General features: G+C 61.8%; 15 protein-coding genes. 11 read left to right on the forward strand and 4 right to left on the reverse strand.

The annotated features are described in order from the left end of the window. Position 1: 1 nt before the first annotated feature. Complete coding sequence (locus WA928_RS10370) at positions 2-2,587, reverse strand: AsmA family protein (protein ID WP_424303073.1); 2,586 nt, start codon at positions 2,585-2,587, stop codon at positions 2-4. Positions 2,588-2,883: 296 nt separating this feature from the next. Between WA928_RS10370 and WA928_RS10375 the strand changes: the two genes are divergently transcribed. The 7 genes from WA928_RS10375 to WA928_RS10405 all read left to right on the forward strand — a co-directional run bounded on the left by WA928_RS10375 (position 2,884) and on the right by WA928_RS10405 (position 9,608). Further along, the gene (locus WA928_RS10375) at positions 2,884-4,002 is read left to right on the forward strand and encodes a Re/Si-specific NAD(P)(+) transhydrogenase subunit alpha (RefSeq protein WP_417277396.1); all 1,119 of its coding nucleotides are present in this window, start codon (positions 2,884-2,886) and stop codon (positions 4,000-4,002) included. Continuing rightward, entirely contained in the window at positions 4,002-4,310 is a 309-nt protein-coding gene (locus WA928_RS10380; RefSeq protein WP_350380890.1) for an NAD(P) transhydrogenase subunit alpha, read from the forward strand. Before WA928_RS10375 ends, WA928_RS10380 begins: the two co-directional genes overlap by 1 nt. Further along, positions 4,307-5,743 (forward strand): NAD(P)(+) transhydrogenase (Re/Si-specific) subunit beta, encoded by a 1,437-nt coding sequence (locus WA928_RS10385; RefSeq protein ID WP_424303078.1) that lies wholly within the window; start codon positions 4,307-4,309, stop codon positions 5,741-5,743. Before WA928_RS10380 ends, WA928_RS10385 begins: the two co-directional genes overlap by 4 nt. A 108-nt stretch (positions 5,744-5,851) precedes the next feature. Then, positions 5,852-6,589: a flagellar brake protein gene (locus WA928_RS10390; RefSeq protein WP_424303081.1), complete on the forward strand. Its 738-nt coding sequence runs from the start codon at positions 5,852-5,854 to the stop codon at positions 6,587-6,589. Positions 6,590-6,730: 141 nt separating this feature from the next. After that, the gene (locus WA928_RS10395; protein ID WP_424303084.1) at positions 6,731-7,999 is read left to right on the forward strand and encodes an NAD(P)/FAD-dependent oxidoreductase; all 1,269 of its coding nucleotides are present in this window, start codon (positions 6,731-6,733) and stop codon (positions 7,997-7,999) included. A 5-nt stretch (positions 8,000-8,004) separates the two neighbouring features. Next, a complete protein-coding gene (locus WA928_RS10400; protein WP_424303087.1) occupies positions 8,005-8,949 on the forward strand; it encodes a 4-hydroxyproline epimerase in 945 nt (314 codons plus the stop codon). Next, the gene (locus WA928_RS10405) at positions 8,946-9,608 is read left to right on the forward strand and encodes a GntR family transcriptional regulator (protein ID WP_417277391.1); all 663 of its coding nucleotides are present in this window, start codon (positions 8,946-8,948) and stop codon (positions 9,606-9,608) included. The genes WA928_RS10400 and WA928_RS10405 overlap by 4 nt, the downstream gene beginning before the upstream one ends. A 69-nt stretch (positions 9,609-9,677) precedes the next feature. Here WA928_RS10405 and WA928_RS10410 read toward each other — a convergent pair whose 3' ends face one another. From WA928_RS10410 to WA928_RS10420, 3 genes are all read right to left on the reverse strand, one after another. After that, positions 9,678-11,159, reverse strand: a complete 1,482-nt coding sequence (locus WA928_RS10410) for an aldehyde dehydrogenase (RefSeq protein WP_417277390.1) — start codon at positions 11,157-11,159, stop codon at positions 9,678-9,680. Positions 11,160-11,169: 10 nt separating this feature from the next. Then, positions 11,170-12,042 carry a 4-hydroxy-tetrahydrodipicolinate synthase gene (gene dapA / locus WA928_RS10415; RefSeq protein WP_417277389.1) on the reverse strand — a complete coding sequence of 291 codons (873 nt, stop codon included), beginning with the start codon at positions 12,040-12,042 and terminating at the stop codon, positions 11,170-11,172. Between the two features lie 230 nt (positions 12,043-12,272). After that, positions 12,273-12,653: a DUF4168 domain-containing protein gene (locus WA928_RS10420; protein ID WP_350380900.1), complete on the reverse strand. Its 381-nt coding sequence runs from the start codon at positions 12,651-12,653 to the stop codon at positions 12,273-12,275. Between the two features lie 313 nt (positions 12,654-12,966). Here WA928_RS10420 and WA928_RS10425 point away from each other — a divergent pair, with 313 nt between their 5' ends. The 4 genes from WA928_RS10425 to WA928_RS10440 all read left to right on the forward strand — a co-directional run. Continuing rightward, on the forward strand, positions 12,967-13,623 hold the full coding sequence (locus tag WA928_RS10425; RefSeq protein WP_424303093.1) for a thiopurine S-methyltransferase: 657 nt from the start codon (positions 12,967-12,969) through the stop codon (positions 13,621-13,623). Positions 13,624-13,713: 90 nt separating this feature from the next. Then, complete coding sequence (locus WA928_RS10430; protein WP_350380904.1) at positions 13,714-14,022, forward strand: high-potential iron-sulfur protein; 309 nt, start codon at positions 13,714-13,716, stop codon at positions 14,020-14,022. 201 nt (positions 14,023-14,223) lie between these two features. After that, complete coding sequence (galE, locus tag WA928_RS10435; protein WP_350380905.1) at positions 14,224-15,252, forward strand: UDP-glucose 4-epimerase GalE; 1,029 nt, start codon at positions 14,224-14,226, stop codon at positions 15,250-15,252. A 301-nt stretch (positions 15,253-15,553) separates the two neighbouring features. After that, the coding region (locus WA928_RS10440; RefSeq protein WP_424303098.1) for a methyl-accepting chemotaxis protein at positions 15,554-16,673 on the forward strand (1,120 nt) is incomplete at its 3' end.

Consider the following 16,673-nt stretch of genomic DNA (forward strand, 5'->3'; position numbering starts at 1 on the left):
ATCAGTTGCCCAGCAGGCCTTTCAGGGCCTTGCCAAGGCGCTCGACAGGGTCAGCCTGCGGCGCGGGTGTTTTACTGCCGGCAGCATCGCTGGAATCGGATTTTGGCAGTGCCTGCTCGATGGGATCATTACCTTTGATCAGGCCCATCAGGCCGGATTTGACTGCCCGCTGAATCGTCTGGTTGCGGATCACATCCCACTGCACGCTGTAGCGGGGCTTGTCCCAGGCCCCTTGAATCTGCACCGGAAACGTCACGCCGGCCAGGGCCCCCAGGGTGCCGGCCAGCGCCTTGGGCGGACGATTGGCCACCTGTGCCATCAACAGCACATCCAGTTGTTGCGCGGGTACATTCAGCGTGGCGGGTTTGCCCGCCGTCACCTTGAGCAGATCTGAATGAAGCGCCAGCTTGCTGATGGTACCCAGGCCGTTTTTAAAATCGACGCGGCCATCCAGTGCACTAAAGGGTGTGCTGCGGCGCGGATCAAACGGCGAGGACACCGCATCCAGCCGGCCCTTGACGATATTGCCTAGGGCAGCCGCCACCTCGGTAAGGGTTTGGGCCGCATCCACACCCTGCACCGCGCCATCACGCACCTGCCAGGCCACCCGGCCATTCAGGGTGGCGGCGGCACGTTTGGGCGTCAGCCCCTGGGTGGTGAGATCGATTTGCGCAGCCCCTTTGCCAGACAGCAGGTTTTTGCGCAATGCGGCCTGCAGCAAGGGCGCCACGGCAACCTTATCCAGGTTCAGCTTAATGGCCAGTGATTGGTCGGCTGCCAGACGCAGCTGACCGGCCAGGGTGCCGTCGTACAAATGGGCCGACACTTTGGGCAGCGACAGCGCGTTATCCAGTATGCGCACCGGGGCTTCGAGCTGGGTGATCTGGAGATCATGGATACGCAAATCGCCAATTTGCACAGTGCCCTGGATGTCTTTGTCTTTAAGGAAAGAAAGATCCACCGGGGTTTCGGGGGCTGGCGCAGGGGCGGCAGCCGGTGCCGCCGGAGTATCCCCCTTACCTTTTTCCTGGTCGTCCGCGGGCGCCTTGGCGGCGTCTGTTGTGGCCACGGGCACCGGCATCCAGCGGTTCAGATCCAGCTTATCCACCTTAAGCGAAAACTGTGTCTGGGGCTGCGCCAGCCGGGTGGTGGTGGACTTAAGCGCTGCCTGGCTGCCATCCAGCACCGCATTGAGTTCGATATCCAGGGCGTCGCGCACCAGATCCAGGTGCAGACTGCCAATCATGGGAAACTCGTTGACGGCCTCTTTGCTGGATTGATCACGCACGCTGACGTCGCCCTTGATGGCGGTAAACGCGCCTTTGCGCAGCATCGTGTTCCAGGACAGCGGCGAGGCCATCTTTACCTGCAACAGCTGCTGGCCCTGGTTAAGAGCGCCATCCACGCTGACGCTGCGAAACTGCCACTCGTTGGCATTACCCGACAAGCCATCCAAGCCCAGCGACACCGCCAGGGTTTGGTTGCCTGTGGATTTAAGTGTGGCCGCGATGGGGTCGGCCTTGGCCGATTGCGGCGACACCGCCAGCGCCGGTGCATCCAGGGCAAGCTCCAGGTTGCGCCCCTGATCCTGCCCCGACGCGCGCAGTGCCATCTTGGCTACCTTGAGCTCCATATTGCGCTGATCCAGCCGCAGCTGATCGGCAGTCAGGCTGGCTTTGACATCCTGCACCGGGTGTGGCCCGATGACATTGCCATTGATGGAGAGTTCCAGATTATTGGCGGCAAACTGGCGCTGGTTGCCCTGGTAGGCTAACGCCCCTTTAAGCACTGCATTGAGCTTGTCGAAGTTGCCCAGACGGCCGGTGACCTGAACATTGATCTTTTGTGCGCCGTACGCTTTTTGGGTGGGATCCAGCCGCAACAGGGCCTGTGCCTGCACCTGCGCGTTTTGCACGGGATCATCGCCCGCCATCTTGGCCTTCAGCGAGACATCAAAGGGCTGGTCGTAAGTGACTCGCCCGGTATTGGCCTGGATATCCGAAAAAGTGGTGGCCAGGCCGGAGGCCTGATCCAGATAATGCAGCTGGCTGTCTTTGAGATCCAGCCCTGCAATGTCGATATTGAGGTCGCGGCGCTCATCGGGCTTGGCCAACAGCGTTTGAACCCCGGCAGCCACCGGCACCAGGGCCGCCGGCGCAGTTGCCGCCACGGTGGCCAGGTTTGCGTTGGACTCGATCAGATCGGAAAAGTTGAATTGCCCCTCTTTATCGCGCACCACCCAGGCTTTCAGGCCTGACACGGCCACGTGATCCACCACCAGCTGGCGCGACAGCAAAGGCCAGATGGCCACTGCAAAACGCGTGCTATCGATGGAGATGAAGGTATCTTTGGATTTGTGATTGGACAACGTGACGTCGTCGACTGCCAAGCCAATGCGCGGAAACAGCGACAGGCTGATGTCTCCACCAATGGTCAGCGTGCGCCCGTACTGATCAAATACCAGTTGCTCAAGCCGGGATTTGTATTCGTTGGGGTTAAAGGTAAGCAAAAAGATGGCCAGCCCCACCACGGCGGCCAACAGCAAGGCCACCAGGCTGAACAAGATCCGCTTCAACCAGACATTCATAATAAATCCCGCATTTCAGACTGCGCACCGCCGCCACACGTGCGGACAAACATATGAGATGCTAACCCATACACGGGTCATGGCGGGCCACAACGGCATCTGTTTGGCCGCGTTTGTGTCGCAAAATATTGGCCAGGCTGATGGTGCCCTGCCACACTACGGTTCTGGCTAATAAGCAAATCATGCTGCGATGATGTAGCTAAACCCAATTAACCGGTACCATAAATCAATTAATTCATAACAATTATCCAAGGAGACGCCATGCCCCAAGCCCGTCGCATTGTCCGGAGGCTGCCATGCAGATAGGTATTCCCCGCGAAACCCTGGCCGGCGAAACTCGGGTGGCCGCCACCCCTGATACCGTCAAGAAGCTGGTGGCGGCGGGCCATCAGGTACTGATCGAGCGCCAGGCCGGTTACGCCGCCCGCTATCGCGATGCCGACTACGAAGCTGCCGGCGCTACTTTGGGCGATGCGGCACAGGCCCTGGGCAGCGCGCTGGTACTGAAGGTGCGCCGCCCCACGCCAGCAGAGCTCTCGGCCATGTCCGCAGGCACGGTCTTGCTGGGTATGCTCGATCCCTTCGACATCGATGGCCTGAAAACCCTGGCCGATGCGGGGCTGACCGCCTTTGCACTAGAGGCCGCGCCACGCACCACCCGGGCACAAAGCCTGGACGTGCTGTCTTCACAGGCTAACCTGGCGGGCTATAAGTCGGTGTTGCTGGCCACCCAATATTACGGGCGTATTTTTCCGATGATGATGACCGCTGCGGGCACGCTCAAGGCCGCGCGCGTGGTGGTGCTGGGCGCGGGCGTGGCGGGGCTCCAGGCCATCGCCACCGCACGCCGCCTGGGTGCGGTGGTCGAGGCCTCGGATGTACGTCCGGCCGCGCGCGAGCAGGTCGAGTCCCTGGGTGGCAAATTTATCGACGTACCCTACGAAACCGACGAAGAGCGCGAAATCGCCCAAGGCACCGGCGGCTATGCCCGCCCCATGCCGGCCGCTTGGATGGCCCGCCAGGCCGAGCTGGTGGCCCAGCGTTGCAAGCAGGCTGACATCGTCATCACCACGGCGCTCATCCCGGGGCGCCCGGCACCGGTGCTGATCCAGCCCGAAACCGTCGAGGCCATGAAACCGGGTTCGGTGGTGGTGGATCTGGCCGTCGAGCGCGGCGGCAACTGCCCGCTGTCTGTGGCCGGCGAAGTCATCGACCACAACGGCGTGACATTGGTGGGGCTGACCAACCTGCCCGCCTTGCTGGCCACCGATGCCTCGGCCCTGTATGCCCGCAACTTGCTGGATTTCCTGAAACTCATCATCAACGCCGAAGGCCAGCTTGCCTTGCCGGCTGATGACGACATTATCAAAGCCTGCCTGGTTTGCCAGGACGGCACGCTACTCCGGAGCGCCTAATGGAAGCCGTCAACCCAACCCTCATGAACATCATCATTTTCGTGCTGGCGGTCTACGTCGGCTTTCACGTGGTCTGGAACGTCACACCGGCGCTACATACGCCGCTGATGGCCGTCACCAACGCCATCTCCGCCATTGTCATCGTGGGTGCCATGCTGGCCGCCGGCCTTACCGATGGCGGCCTGGCACAAAGCATGGGTGTGCTGGCCGTGGCACTGGCTGCCGTCAACGTCTTCGGCGGCTTTCTGGTTACTCAGCGCATGCTCGAGATGTTCAAGAAAAAAGAACGTAAAGGGGGTCAGGCATGATTTCGGCCAACCTCGTTACGCTGCTGTATCTTGTCGCCTCGGTGTGCTTCATCCAGGCCCTCAAAGGGCTTTCGCACCCCACCACATCGCGTCGCGGCAATCTTTTTGGCATGGTCGGCATGGCCATCGCCATTCTTACCACCGCCGCCCTCATCATCAGCCTGGCCACCGATGGCACCACAGGCCTGGGTCTGGGCCGCATCGTGCTGGGCCTGCTGATTGGCGGCAGCATCGGCACGCTGCTGGCACGCAAGGTCGAGATGACCAAAATGCCCGAGCTCATCGCCTTCATGCACAGCATGATCGGCCTGGCTGCCGTGGCCATTGCCGTGGCCGTGGTGGCCGAGCCCCACGCCTTTGGCATCGCCGCCCCGGGCGCGCCCTTGCCCACCGGCAACCGGCTAGAGCTTTTCATTGGCACCTTTGTGGGCGCCATCACGTTCTCGGGTTCGGTCATCGCCTTTGGCAAGCTGTCGGGCAAATACAAGTTCCGCCTGTTCAAGGGCGCCCCGGTGGTGTTTCCCGGCCAGCACATGCTTAACCTGCTGCTGGCCATCACCATGCTGGCCTGCGGCTTCTGGTTCATGGCCACGCAGTCGTGGCTGCCCTTCGTGCTGATGGCCCTCATCGCATTTCTGCTGGGCGTGCTCATCATCATCCCCATCGGCGGCGCCGATATGCCGGTGGTGATTTCCATGCTCAACAGCTATTCCGGGTGGGCGGCGGCCGGCATCGGCTTTTCACTGAATAACCCGATGCTGATCATTGCCGGTTCGCTGGTGGGTTCGTCTGGCGCAATTCTGTCCTACATCATGTGCAGGGCCATGAACCGCTCGTTCTTCAACGTAATTTTGGGTGGTTTTGGTGCCGAGCCCTCGGCCGCTGGCCATGCAGACGCAGGCCAGCGCAGTGTCAAATCGGGCAGCCCCGACGACGCCGCTTTCCTCATGAGCAACGCCGAGTCGGTCACCATCATCCCGGGTTACGGCCTGGCCGTGGCGCGCGCCCAGCATGCGCTTAAAGAGCTTGCCGGCAAGCTGGCCAGCCAGGGGGTCACCGTCAAATACGCCATCCACCCAGTGGCCGGACGCATGCCTGGACACATGAACGTCCTGCTGGCCGAGGCCGAAGTGCCCTACGATCAAGTGTTCGAGATGGAAGACATCAACGGCGAGTTTGGCCAAACCGATGTGGTGCTGGTGCTGGGCGCCAACGACGTCGTCAACCCCGCCGCCAAAAACGATCCAGGCTCGCCCATTGCCGGCATGCCGATTCTCGAGGCCTACAAGGCGCGCACCGTGATCGTCAACAAGCGCTCGATGGCCGCCGGCTATGCCGGGCTGGACAACGAGCTGTTTTACATGGATAAAACCATGATGGTGTTTGGCGACGCCAAGAAAGTACTGGAGGACATGCTTAAAGCGCTGGAGTAAACCGTCACGGGTATTCCCGTATAAAAGGGGGCTTTCTTACCGGTTTGCCTGCCATTCTTATCGGATAGAATTCAGGCTAATCCACCCTTGCTTTTTTGCGCCCCCAACATGGCTACCCAAGAAGACGATCCGTACCTGGTGTCCCAGGCTCTGGACATCCAGAATATTGTCCAAGGCCTGCTCAAGCAGCGTGCCCTGGTGCGTCTGGATATCCCCGGCCATGCGGTCTCCATCATCACCACCTTGCTCGAAGTCGACAGCAAGGCCAAAACCCTGGTGTGGGACAACGCCTCGGACGACAAGATCAACTCGCAGCTGCTGCGCGCGCCGGTTGTACGGCTGCAAGGCATGCTCGAGCGCGTGATGATCGAATTCACCGGCCGCTTGCACCCCACCATGGAGGGCGGGCGCCCGGCGTTTTCCATGGCCTGGCCCACGCACCTGCGGCGCATGCAGCGGCGCGAGTTCTTCCGCATGGATGTGCCCGCCAGCAACCCGGTTACCTGCATCGTCAAAGACTCTGCTCTGCCAAACGGGCAAGCCACCCTGACTCTGGCCAATATCAGTGCCGGCGGCCTGCAGCTCATCGACAAGCTCGATCTTCTGGCCAATCACCCCATCGGCACCTTCTTTGACGACTGCGTGCTTCATTTGCCCGGCACTGGCACGCTTACCGTAACCCTACGGCTGCTGCGCCACACCCGTTTACTGCAAGAGGGCGACAAACCCCTGCTGATGGTGGCCTGCCGTTATTTCAATCTGCCTGCCAACCGCCAGATCACGCTTCAGCAATACGTCGGCGCACTCGAGCGCGCCGTGCTGGCCCGCCGCTGGGGAACCGAATAAACCCTCACGCCCCCGCGGCTTGGCCTCATCACCCATGCGCATTTGGCCGGTCGTGGCTGAAACGCCCAGAGTGAATAAAGCCGCCAAACCTTCATAAATATATCAATTGCATATTTAGATCGGCTGTGCCACTATTTCACGATGGAAACTTCCTCGTGCGATATCGCCATTATTGGCGGCGGCATCATTGGTGCCAGCTGCGCCCTGGCGCTGGCCGATACCGGCCAACAGGTCGTGCTGATCGAGCCCCAGGATCTGGCCAGCGGCGCCAGCAAAGGCAATGCCGGTGCGCTGGCGTTTGCCGACATCCTGCCGCTGGCCTCGCCGCGCATTATCCGCCAGGCATTTCGCTGGCTGGCCGATCCCCTCGGCCCGCTTAGCCTGGCGCCCAGCTATTTGCTGCCCGTTGCCCCCTGGCTGCTGCAGCTGTGGCGCGCCAGCCTGCCAGACCGCTACCCTGCCAATATCCGCGCCCAGGTGGCACTGATGCAACTGGCCCAAACCGAGATGGACGCCCTGCTGGAAAACGCGGGGCTGCAATCGCATCTGCACACCCAGGGTGTGCTTGAAGTCTACGAAGGCGCACACCGCCTGCAGGCCGCCCAAGGCACCGCGCAATGGCGCGACCGCTACGGCATCGAAGCCCAGGTGCTGCAAGGAGCCGATCTGGCCGCACGTCAGCCGGGGCTGGCGCCGCGCTTCACGCATGGGGTGTACATCCCCGGCTGGCGCAATGTGGGCGATCCCCAGGCGTTGGGCCAGGCCATCGGCCAGTGCGCGCAATCGCGCGGCGTGCAGCATCTGCGGCAATCTGTGCGCTGGCTGCAGCCCAGCGGCCAGGGTGTGCGGCTGATCCTCGAAGACGGCCGCCTGCTGCAGGCCGGGCAAGTGGTGGTGGCCGCCGGCGCGCACTCGCGCCAGCTGGCACAAGGCGTGGGCGACCGCATCCCGCTGGATACCGAACGCGGCTACAACACCACGCTGCCCCCCGATGCGCTGGACCTGCGCCAGCAAATTACCTTTAGCGACCACGGCTTTGTGGTGTCGCCGCTGCGTTGCGGCATCCGCGTGGGCGGCGCGGTAGAGCTTGCAGGCCTGAAGCGCGCCCCCAATTATCAGCGGGCGCAGGCCATGCTAAACAAGGCCAAGGCCTTTTTGCCAGATCTGGATACCCGGGACGGCACGCCCTGGATGGGGTTTCGGCCAAGCTTGCCGGATTCCCTGCCCATCATTGCGCGCTCGCCGCACCACCCTGCCGTGGTGTACGCCTTTGGCCACGGCCATCTGGGGCTGACGCAAAGCGCAGCCACCGCCCGCCTGGTGCGCGACATCATCACGCAAAACACACCGGCCATCGATTTGCATCCTTACCGGGTGCAGCGGTTCTCTTTATGGGGCAAACGGACATGACGCAGATGACGCACACAAGGCGCATCAGGATTCTGGATTCCCACACGGGCGGCGAACCCACGCGCCTGGTGCTGGATGGGTTTCCCGACCTGGGCGACGGCGATATGGCCCAGCGCCGCACGCGGCTGGCCACCCAACACGATGCCTGGCGCCAGGCGGTGATTTTAGAACCACGCGGCCACGACGTGCTGGTGGGCGCGCTGCTGTGCGCACCGCAAGATCCGGCCAATGCGGCCGGCGTCATCTTCTTCAACAACACCGGCTACTTGGGCATGTGCGGCCACGGCACCATCGGGCTGGTGGTATCGCTGGCCTATCTGGACCGCCTGCAGCCCGGCGTGCACCAGATCGAAACCCCGGTGGGCACGGTATCGGCCACGCTGCACGACGATTTAAGCGTCAGCGTGCAAAACGTGCCTTCCTATCGCTATCGCAAGGCGGTAACTGTAGACGTACCAGGCCTGGGCCCGATTACCGGCGACATCGCCTGGGGGGGCAACTGGTTCTTTTTGGTGGATGCGCCCGATAAAGTACATGCAGGCGCCGACACCCGGGCACTGACGCAAATCACCGTGGCCATCCAGCAAGCGCTGCAGGCGCAAAATATCCGCGGGCGCGATAATGCCCTGATCGACCACATCGAGCTGTTTGGGCCCGACCCCGAGGCCAACAGCCGCAGCTTTGTGCTGTGCCCAGGCCAGGCGTACGACAGATCGCCCTGTGGCACGGGCACCAGCGCCAAACTGGCCTGCCTGGCCGCCGACGGCAAGCTGGCCGAAGGCCAGACCTGGCGGCAGAACAGCATCATCGGCAGCCAGTTTCAGGCCTTTTATCACGCCGGGCCCGACAACACCGTCATCCCCACCCTGCGCGGGCAGGCACACATCAGCGGCGAAACCACGCTTATCCTGCAAGACGACGACCCCTTTGCCTGGGGGATCCCGGCATGAGCCCCACACGCAGCGCCGCCGTGCCCAAGACACGCGCCACCGAAGCCGCCTACGACGCCATCGAGCAGATGATTGCCACACTGCAGCTTGAGCCCAACCAGCCGATTGTGGAAAGCGAGCTGATCCAGCTGACAGGCCTTGGGCGCACGCCCATCCGCGAAGCCCTGATGCGGCTGGTGGCCAGCGGGCTGATCGAGCAGCAGCCCCGGCGCGGCCTGCGCGTCAGCGAAATCCGTATTGCCGAGCACCTGATCCTGATTGACACCCGCCGGGTGCTGGAGCGCCTGATTGCGGTGTCTTCAGCGCGGCGCGCCACGCCCGACCAACGCGCCCGCCTGCTGCAATGCGGGCAGGATATGGTGACGGCGGCGCAGCGTGGTGACCTGGCCGCCTATATGCAGGCCGACCAGGCCCTGGACCGCATCAACCACGAGGCCTGCCGCAACCCCTATGCGGTGCAGGCGATTGTGCCGATGATCATCCAGTGCCGGCGCTTCTGGTATGCCTATCAGCACGAGGGGGATCTGGAACGCGGCGCCCGTTGCCACTTGGTGGAAGTGCAAGGCATCCACGCCAACGACGCCGACCAGGCCGTGGCCGGCGCCGATGCGCTGATGGATTACCTGACCGAGTTCACCCGCACGGTGATTGAAGCTTAAGCAAGCGGTTGCAATTCCCTACCCACCCGCTTGCCCGGCACAGCAACCCGCCAGGCAAGCGGGTCGCAATCAATTCACGTACCAGATCGTCTTGGTTTGCTGATACTGATCCAGCGCTTCCAGGCCGTTGTCGCGGCCGCCAAAGCCGGATTGCTTGTAGCCGCCAAACGGTGTGGTGATATCGCCCTCGGAGAACCCGTTGATGGACACGGTACCCGCCTGGATGGCGCGGGCCACACGCTGGGCACGCGACACATCGCGGGTGTACAGCGACGCCGCCAGCCCATAGGCGCTGTCATTGGCCAGCTCGATGGCTTCGGCCTCGGTGTCAAACGTGGTAACAGCCAAAATCGGCCCGAATACTTCTTCGCGAAACAGCCGGGATTGCGCCGAGACCTGATCGAAGATGGTGGGCTCTACGTACCAGCCGCTGCCGATATCGTCACGGATCTGCCCGCCATGTACCAAGCGTGCGCCTTCGGCTGCCGCACCCTGCAAAAAGCCCTTGACCTTCTCGAAGTGGGCTTGTTCCACCATCGGGCCGATGCTGACAGAAGCATCCGTGGGCAAGCCGGTTTTCCAGCCGGACAAAGCCTTCTGCAGGCGCGCCAGCAGCGCATCCTTGATGCCCGATTGCACAATCAGACGCGAGCCGCAGCTGCAGTTTTCGCCCATATTCCAAAACGCGGCGGCCAGCACGTGATCCACCAGGCCGTCCAGATCGGCGTCATCAAAAATCACTTGCGGGCTTTTACCGCCGCACTCCAGCACAATCTCCTTGAGATTGCTTTCGGCTGCGTACTTTAAAAAGTAACGCCCCACCTCGGTGGAACCGGTAAACGACACCATGTCCACATCCATGTGGCGGCCCAGGGCCTCGCCGGCGTCTTCGCCCAGGCCGGTTACCAATAACAAGGCGCCCTCTGGCACGCCGGCCTCGTAGGCCAACTGCGTCATGCGATAGGCGCTTAAAGAGGTCAGCTCGGCCGGTTTCACCACCACCGAATTACCCGCCGCCAATGCCGGAGCCACTTTCCAGGCATACATCTGGGCGGGGAAGTTCCAGGGCAGTACGGCGCCCACCACGCCGATGGGCTCTTTGACGATCAGCCCCAGCGCATCCGGCCCCGTGGGGGCAATGCGGCCAAAGCATTTGTCGATGGCCTCGGCGTACCAGCGAAACGTCTCCAGCGTGGCCGGAAGATCGGTATTCAGGCACTCGGTAATGGGCTTGCCGGCATCCATACAATCCAGTGCAGCCAGCTCCTCGGAATGCTGAGTCAGGAGATCAGCCCAGCGCAGCATCACGCGCTTGCGCTCGGCGGGCGCCAACTGCGACCACTCGCCCGATTTGAAACTGGTGCGCGCCACCTGCACGGCATGGTCTACATCCGCTGCCGTGCCCGCTTCGATGGCGCCAATGATGCTGTTATCGATGGGGGTGGTGTTATCCAGCCGGCGGCCCACCTGCGTGTGGCCGGGGATCAAATTGCCCGCCCACAAAGTGCCGGCGCGGGCCTGTTCAAAAATCTGGGCTTGGGATTGGGGCATTGAGATCTCCTTAGACGTAAGCATCCAGCATGGTCATAAAGGCCTGGGCATCGGCCTCGGACAGCGGGGCCAGGGGCAGGCGCACGGTACCGGCTTCGATGCCATGGCGGCGGCAGCCCAGCTTGGCTTTCTGGTTGTAGTCACCAGATTCCATCGCCTGGATCACGGGATACATGCCGGCCATCAACTGGCGCACGTCGTCCCAACGGCCTTGGGTGGCGGCCTTTACCATCCGCACCTGTTCTGCCGGAAACACATTGGCGCCGCCGCTGATCCAGCTGCGCACGCCCCAAAACAGGAAATCCGCCGCCATATCGTCCGAGCCGCTGATAATCTGAAAATCCGGGATGTTGGCCTGGATCAGGGCCAGGGCGCGGTTAAAGTTGCCGCTGCTTTCTTTGATGGCCACGATATTGGGGATCTTGGCCAGGTGCAGCACGGTTTCCACAGCAATCTGCACGCCCACGCGCTGGGGGAAATCGTACAAAATGATGGGCAGGGGCGTGGCGGCGGCCACGGTTTCAAAGTGACGCACAATGCCGGCCTGCTCGGGCAGGCTGTAGGGCGGCGTGGCCAGCATCACGGCGTCGTAGCCCAGGGCCTGGGCGCGCTGCGCATGCTGGATGGATTGCGGCGTAGACAAGGCATTGATGCCGGCCACCGCCAGCACCCGGCCCTTGGCCTTTTGCGCCACGGTTTGCAGCACGGTGTCGCGCTCGGCGTCTGTCAGGGCGTAGTACTCGCCCGTGGTGCCGCACGCCACAATGCCGGCCACCCCGGCATCAATAAAGTGATCCACCAATTGCCCCAGCGCCTGGACATTGACACTGCCATCCTCGGCAAACGGGGTGATGATGGGAACCAGAATACCTTCGATGTGCATCGCGCTTTCCTTGAAATGGCCTGCGTGATACTGGTGCAGGCCATTGCAGGCGCACCAGGATCACAAAACAGGCTTCAGTCTAATATTCTTTAAATATATTAGCAACATATCAAAGGAAAGAAAGATCCCATCAACTGCAGCCACGGCAGGGGCAGCTGCTGCTCTGGCAAGTGGCTGCGTTGCCGGCTTCCAAGGCCGTCCAGCCAGCCAAGCAGCCAAGCGGCCAGCGCCTACCTTCGGCTGACCAGAAGCTCTACCTTCTTGCGTAACTCAGGATCCTTGCGCACGGCTTTACTGATGCCGTTGTATTCGGCCACGCTCATCCCGCCCGCCTCTACGCGATCCACCATTTTCTGGTCGGCTTCCACGCGCACAGCCTGCTTGGCTTCGGCGCTGTCGGCGGCCTCAAGGCGCGGTTGATATTCGGCCACCACGTCGCTGACTTCGCGCACAGCGCCGGCGTAACGTTTCAGCTGATCTTCGGTGGGGTTGTCGATGGGCTCGTAGGAGGCCGCACTGGCCGGCCCCGCTGCCCGTACTGCCGTCATCGGCCCGGCCAACCCCAGGGCGACCACAGACGCAGCCATAAACGCTTTCATCAGATGATTCATGTTGATACTCCTGACTTACGTGAACAACGTTTCCATGATGGCGACGCATCGGGCTGGATTCAAGTTTCCCGATGTATAGACCTGTGTCGTCATGACACAGGGATTTCCCGTACATCGTGAGCAAAGACCTGGGCTATGCGGGTTTTATCTGCAAATGCATATCCAAACTATGAAACGAACGCCATTCCGGATGAATTCACTTTTAGTTACGGTACGAATCGCGCCTGCAGGCTGAGTACCACTTCTAACTCTGCTCGCGCGTTATCCAGAACCGCTAAACTGGCCAGGGATGACGCGCGCACGGAGAACACGCATGGATACGAACTTCTGGCTGCAACGCTGGGAACACGGGCAAACAGGCTTTCATCAAAGCCGTGTCATGCCTCTGCTGCAAAAACATTGGCCTTCACTGGATCTGGCCCCGGACAGCCGGGTACTGGTGCCCCTGGCCGGTAAATCGCTGGATGTGGCCTGGCTGGCGGCACAAGGCCATCGTGTGCTGGCAATAGAGCTCTCGCCCGTGGCGGTGACGCAATTTTTTACCGAACACCACCTGACGCCCACCATGCAAGACACACCGCAAGGCCGCTTGTATCAGGCCGGTGGCATCGATTTTTTATGCGGCGATATTTTCGACCTGGACGCTGCCACCCTGGCCAGTTGCCAGGGATGCTACGACCGCGCCGCCCTGATTGCCCTGACACCAGACCTGCGCAAACGCTATGTCACCCATGTGTACGGGCAACTGCCCGCCGCTTGCCGCACTCTGCTGCTGACGCTGGATTACCCGCAGGCCGAGATGGACGGCCCGCCGTTTTCGGTGCCGGATGCCGAAGTGCAGGCCCATTACGGTACCCGCTGGCAGATCGACACGCTGGAAACCCGGGATGTGCTGGCACACGAGCCAAAATTTGCCGCACGCGGTGTAACCCGGATGGCCACCACCGTCTATCGCCTGACGGCGCGATAAGCGGCGGGCCAACTTGCCATGCTGCGCCACCAGGCGAATAATGAAGCTTAAAACATAGATTGGCCCGCGGGGGGTTCCTCAGGAGTCCCCATGAAAACATCTCGTCGCACCTTCTTGATCTCCAGCGCAGGGCTGGTCTCCAGCCTGGCGCTCTCCCGGCAGGCACTGGCCGCCGACCACGTCGACGAAAACAGCGCCCTGGCCAAACAACTGGGCTACAAGCACGACGCCACCCAGGTAGACGCCGCCGCGCAACCCAAATTTAAAGCAGGAGAGCACTGCGCCACCTGCCAGCTATACCAGGGCAAGGCGGGCGACGCCTGGGGGCCCTGTCCGATCTTCAGCGGCAAGGACGTCAACGCCAAGGGCTGGTGCAGCGCCTATACGCCAAAAGCCTGATCCCCAGGCCTTGTTGCTTGGTGCACCCGCCTGCGCCAAGCAAGGGGCACACACCGCTGTCGGGCGCCCGATCCACGGACCCCGGCCGGCGGATTGCTTTGGTGCCGACCCTTTCACATGGCGCACCGACGCACCCTGACAACGCCCTCATCCGCGCCAAACTGCTAGCATTGGATTTTTCTACTGCTTCGGTTTTTCACCATGACGCTTTTGATCACGGGCGGCGCCGGTTATATCGGTTCACACACGGTTCTGGAATTTTTAAGCACCGGGCGCGATGTGCTGGTGCTGGACAATCTATGCAACAGCGCTCAAGAGTCTTTGGCGCGCGTAGCCAGCCTCACCGGTCGCACCCCGGGCTTCATCCAGGGCGATGTGCGCGACCGCGCCACGCTGGATGCGCTGTTTACCCAGCATCAGATCGAAGGCGTGGTGCATTTTGCCGGCCTGAAAGCCGTGGGCGAAAGCGTACGGCAGCCACTAAGCTATTACGACAATAATGTTGCGGGCACGCTGACGCTTTGCCAGGCCATGGCCGATGCGGGCGTGTTCCGGCTGGTATTCAGTTCATCGGCCACCGTGTATGGCACGCCGGCACGCGTGCCCATTGATGAAAACTGCCCACTGGGCCAGCCCACCAATCCCTATGGCCGATCCAAGGCCATGGTCGAGCACATCCTGCAGGATCTGGCTGCATCCGACCCCCGCTGGGCCATCGCGTTGCTGCGCTATTTCAATCCCGTGGGCGCACACGCCAGTGGCCAGATTGGCGAAGACCCCCACGGCATTCCCAACAATCTGCTGCCCTACATCAGCCAGGTGGCGGTGGGCCGCCTGCCGCAGGTGTCGGTGTTTGGCAGCGATTACCCCACGGTTGACGGCACGGGCGTGCGCGACTACATCCACGTGGTCGACCTGGCCCTGGGCCATCTGGCTGCACTGGATTACCTGCAGGCCCACAGCGGCACGCATATCTGGAACCTGGGCACTGGCACCGGGTATTCGGTGCTGCAAATGATTCACGCCTTCGAGGCCGCCTGCGGACGCACAATCCCCTATCAGCTGGCCCCACGCCGCCCGGGCGATATCGCCGCCTGCTGGGCGGATGCGCAAAAAGCGGCGCAAGAGCTGGGCTGGACAGCCCAACGCGACCTTGCACAGATGATGGCCGACACCTGGCGCTGGCAATCCGGCAATCCTGATGGCTATCAAGCCCACCCGGCCAAGTAGCCCTTGGCGGCAAGGCACGCTGTCAGATAAGTATCTCCTGGGTCACCACCGGTACGGCGCCCCTGCCATGACGGTGCGGATACGCTGCCAGCCACCGGGCCATTGCGCCGCTGGCACGCCCTGCCACAAAAAATACGCCCAAGCCCCCGCCTTTTAGCCAATAAAGGCCCTGTCCGCGGTGCTATTAGGCCGTTTGGATTTGGCCGCCCTTCGTACAATTGAATACTCTTTTTTGCCATTTTTATCGGGCACGGCGTATCTTGCGCTGGTGATTTGCCCCGTTCACACTCTCGAGGACTTCATGCGTAACTTGAAAATCGGCACCCGGCTGGCGCTGGGATTCGGTCTGATGATTGTGTTGTTGCTGATTCTATCCAGCATCGGCGCCTGGCGGATGTACCAGACCGAGCAAGACAGCAGCATGCTGATTCAGCGGCAACACAATAATGCACTCATTTTGCGCTGGGCGCGCCAGGTGGACGTCAATGCCAACCAGGCACTGGCTGCAGCCAACCTCACCAATCCGGATGTGCTCAAGGTCTTTAAAGACGGCATGACCGCCACAGACCAGAAATCCGACGAAATCCGCGATCAGATTCAAAAGAACCTGCGTATACCGGCGGCCATTGCGCAATTCAAGAAGGCACTCGAGTTTCGCGATCAATACCATCAGGGCCGCGAAAATGCCTTCAAAAACCTGGATAACGGCGATTACGCCGATGCTGATCGGTTTTTCAACCAGGAAATGCCCAAGATCACGGCGCAGTACATCGCCGAGATCGACAAGCTTGAGAAAATGCAAAACGTCATGCTCGAGCAAACCATCGCAGACGGCACCCAGGCCAACCGCCTGGGTCTAACCATCCTGGGCATCGCCACCCTGCTGGCCCTGATCCTGGGGCCGCTGTTTGCCTGGTTTGTGACGCGCTCGGTTACCCACCCCCTGCGCCAAGCCGTCCGGCTGGCCGACGCCGTCTCGCGCCGGGATCTCAGCCTGCACGTGCAGGTAAACAGCAAGGACGAAATCGGCCAGTTGCTGCACACCCTGGATGCCATGGGCGACAACCTGCGCCAAGCTGTGGGCGAAGTGCGCAGCGGCGCCACCTCGATTGCTGCGGCCTCCGGCCAGATCTCCGCCGGTAACCTGGATCTGTCCTCGCGCACCGAGCAGCAGGCCAGCTCCCTGGCTGAAACCGCCGCCACCATGGAAGAAATCACCGCCACCGTGCGACAAAACGCCGACAGCACCCAGCAAGCCAACACCCTGGCCGCTGCCGCTGCCAAAACCGCCACACAGGGCGGCTCGCTGGTGTCAGAGCTCGTGGGCACCATGGGCGAAATCAACAGCAAGTCGCAACAGGTGGCCGACATCATCGGCGTCATCGACTCCATCGCCTTCCAGACCAACATCCTGGCGCTTA

The sequence above is a fragment of the Castellaniella sp. genome (assembly GCF_049651205.1).
Classification (GTDB): domain Bacteria; phylum Pseudomonadota; class Gammaproteobacteria; order Burkholderiales; family Burkholderiaceae_B; genus Castellaniella.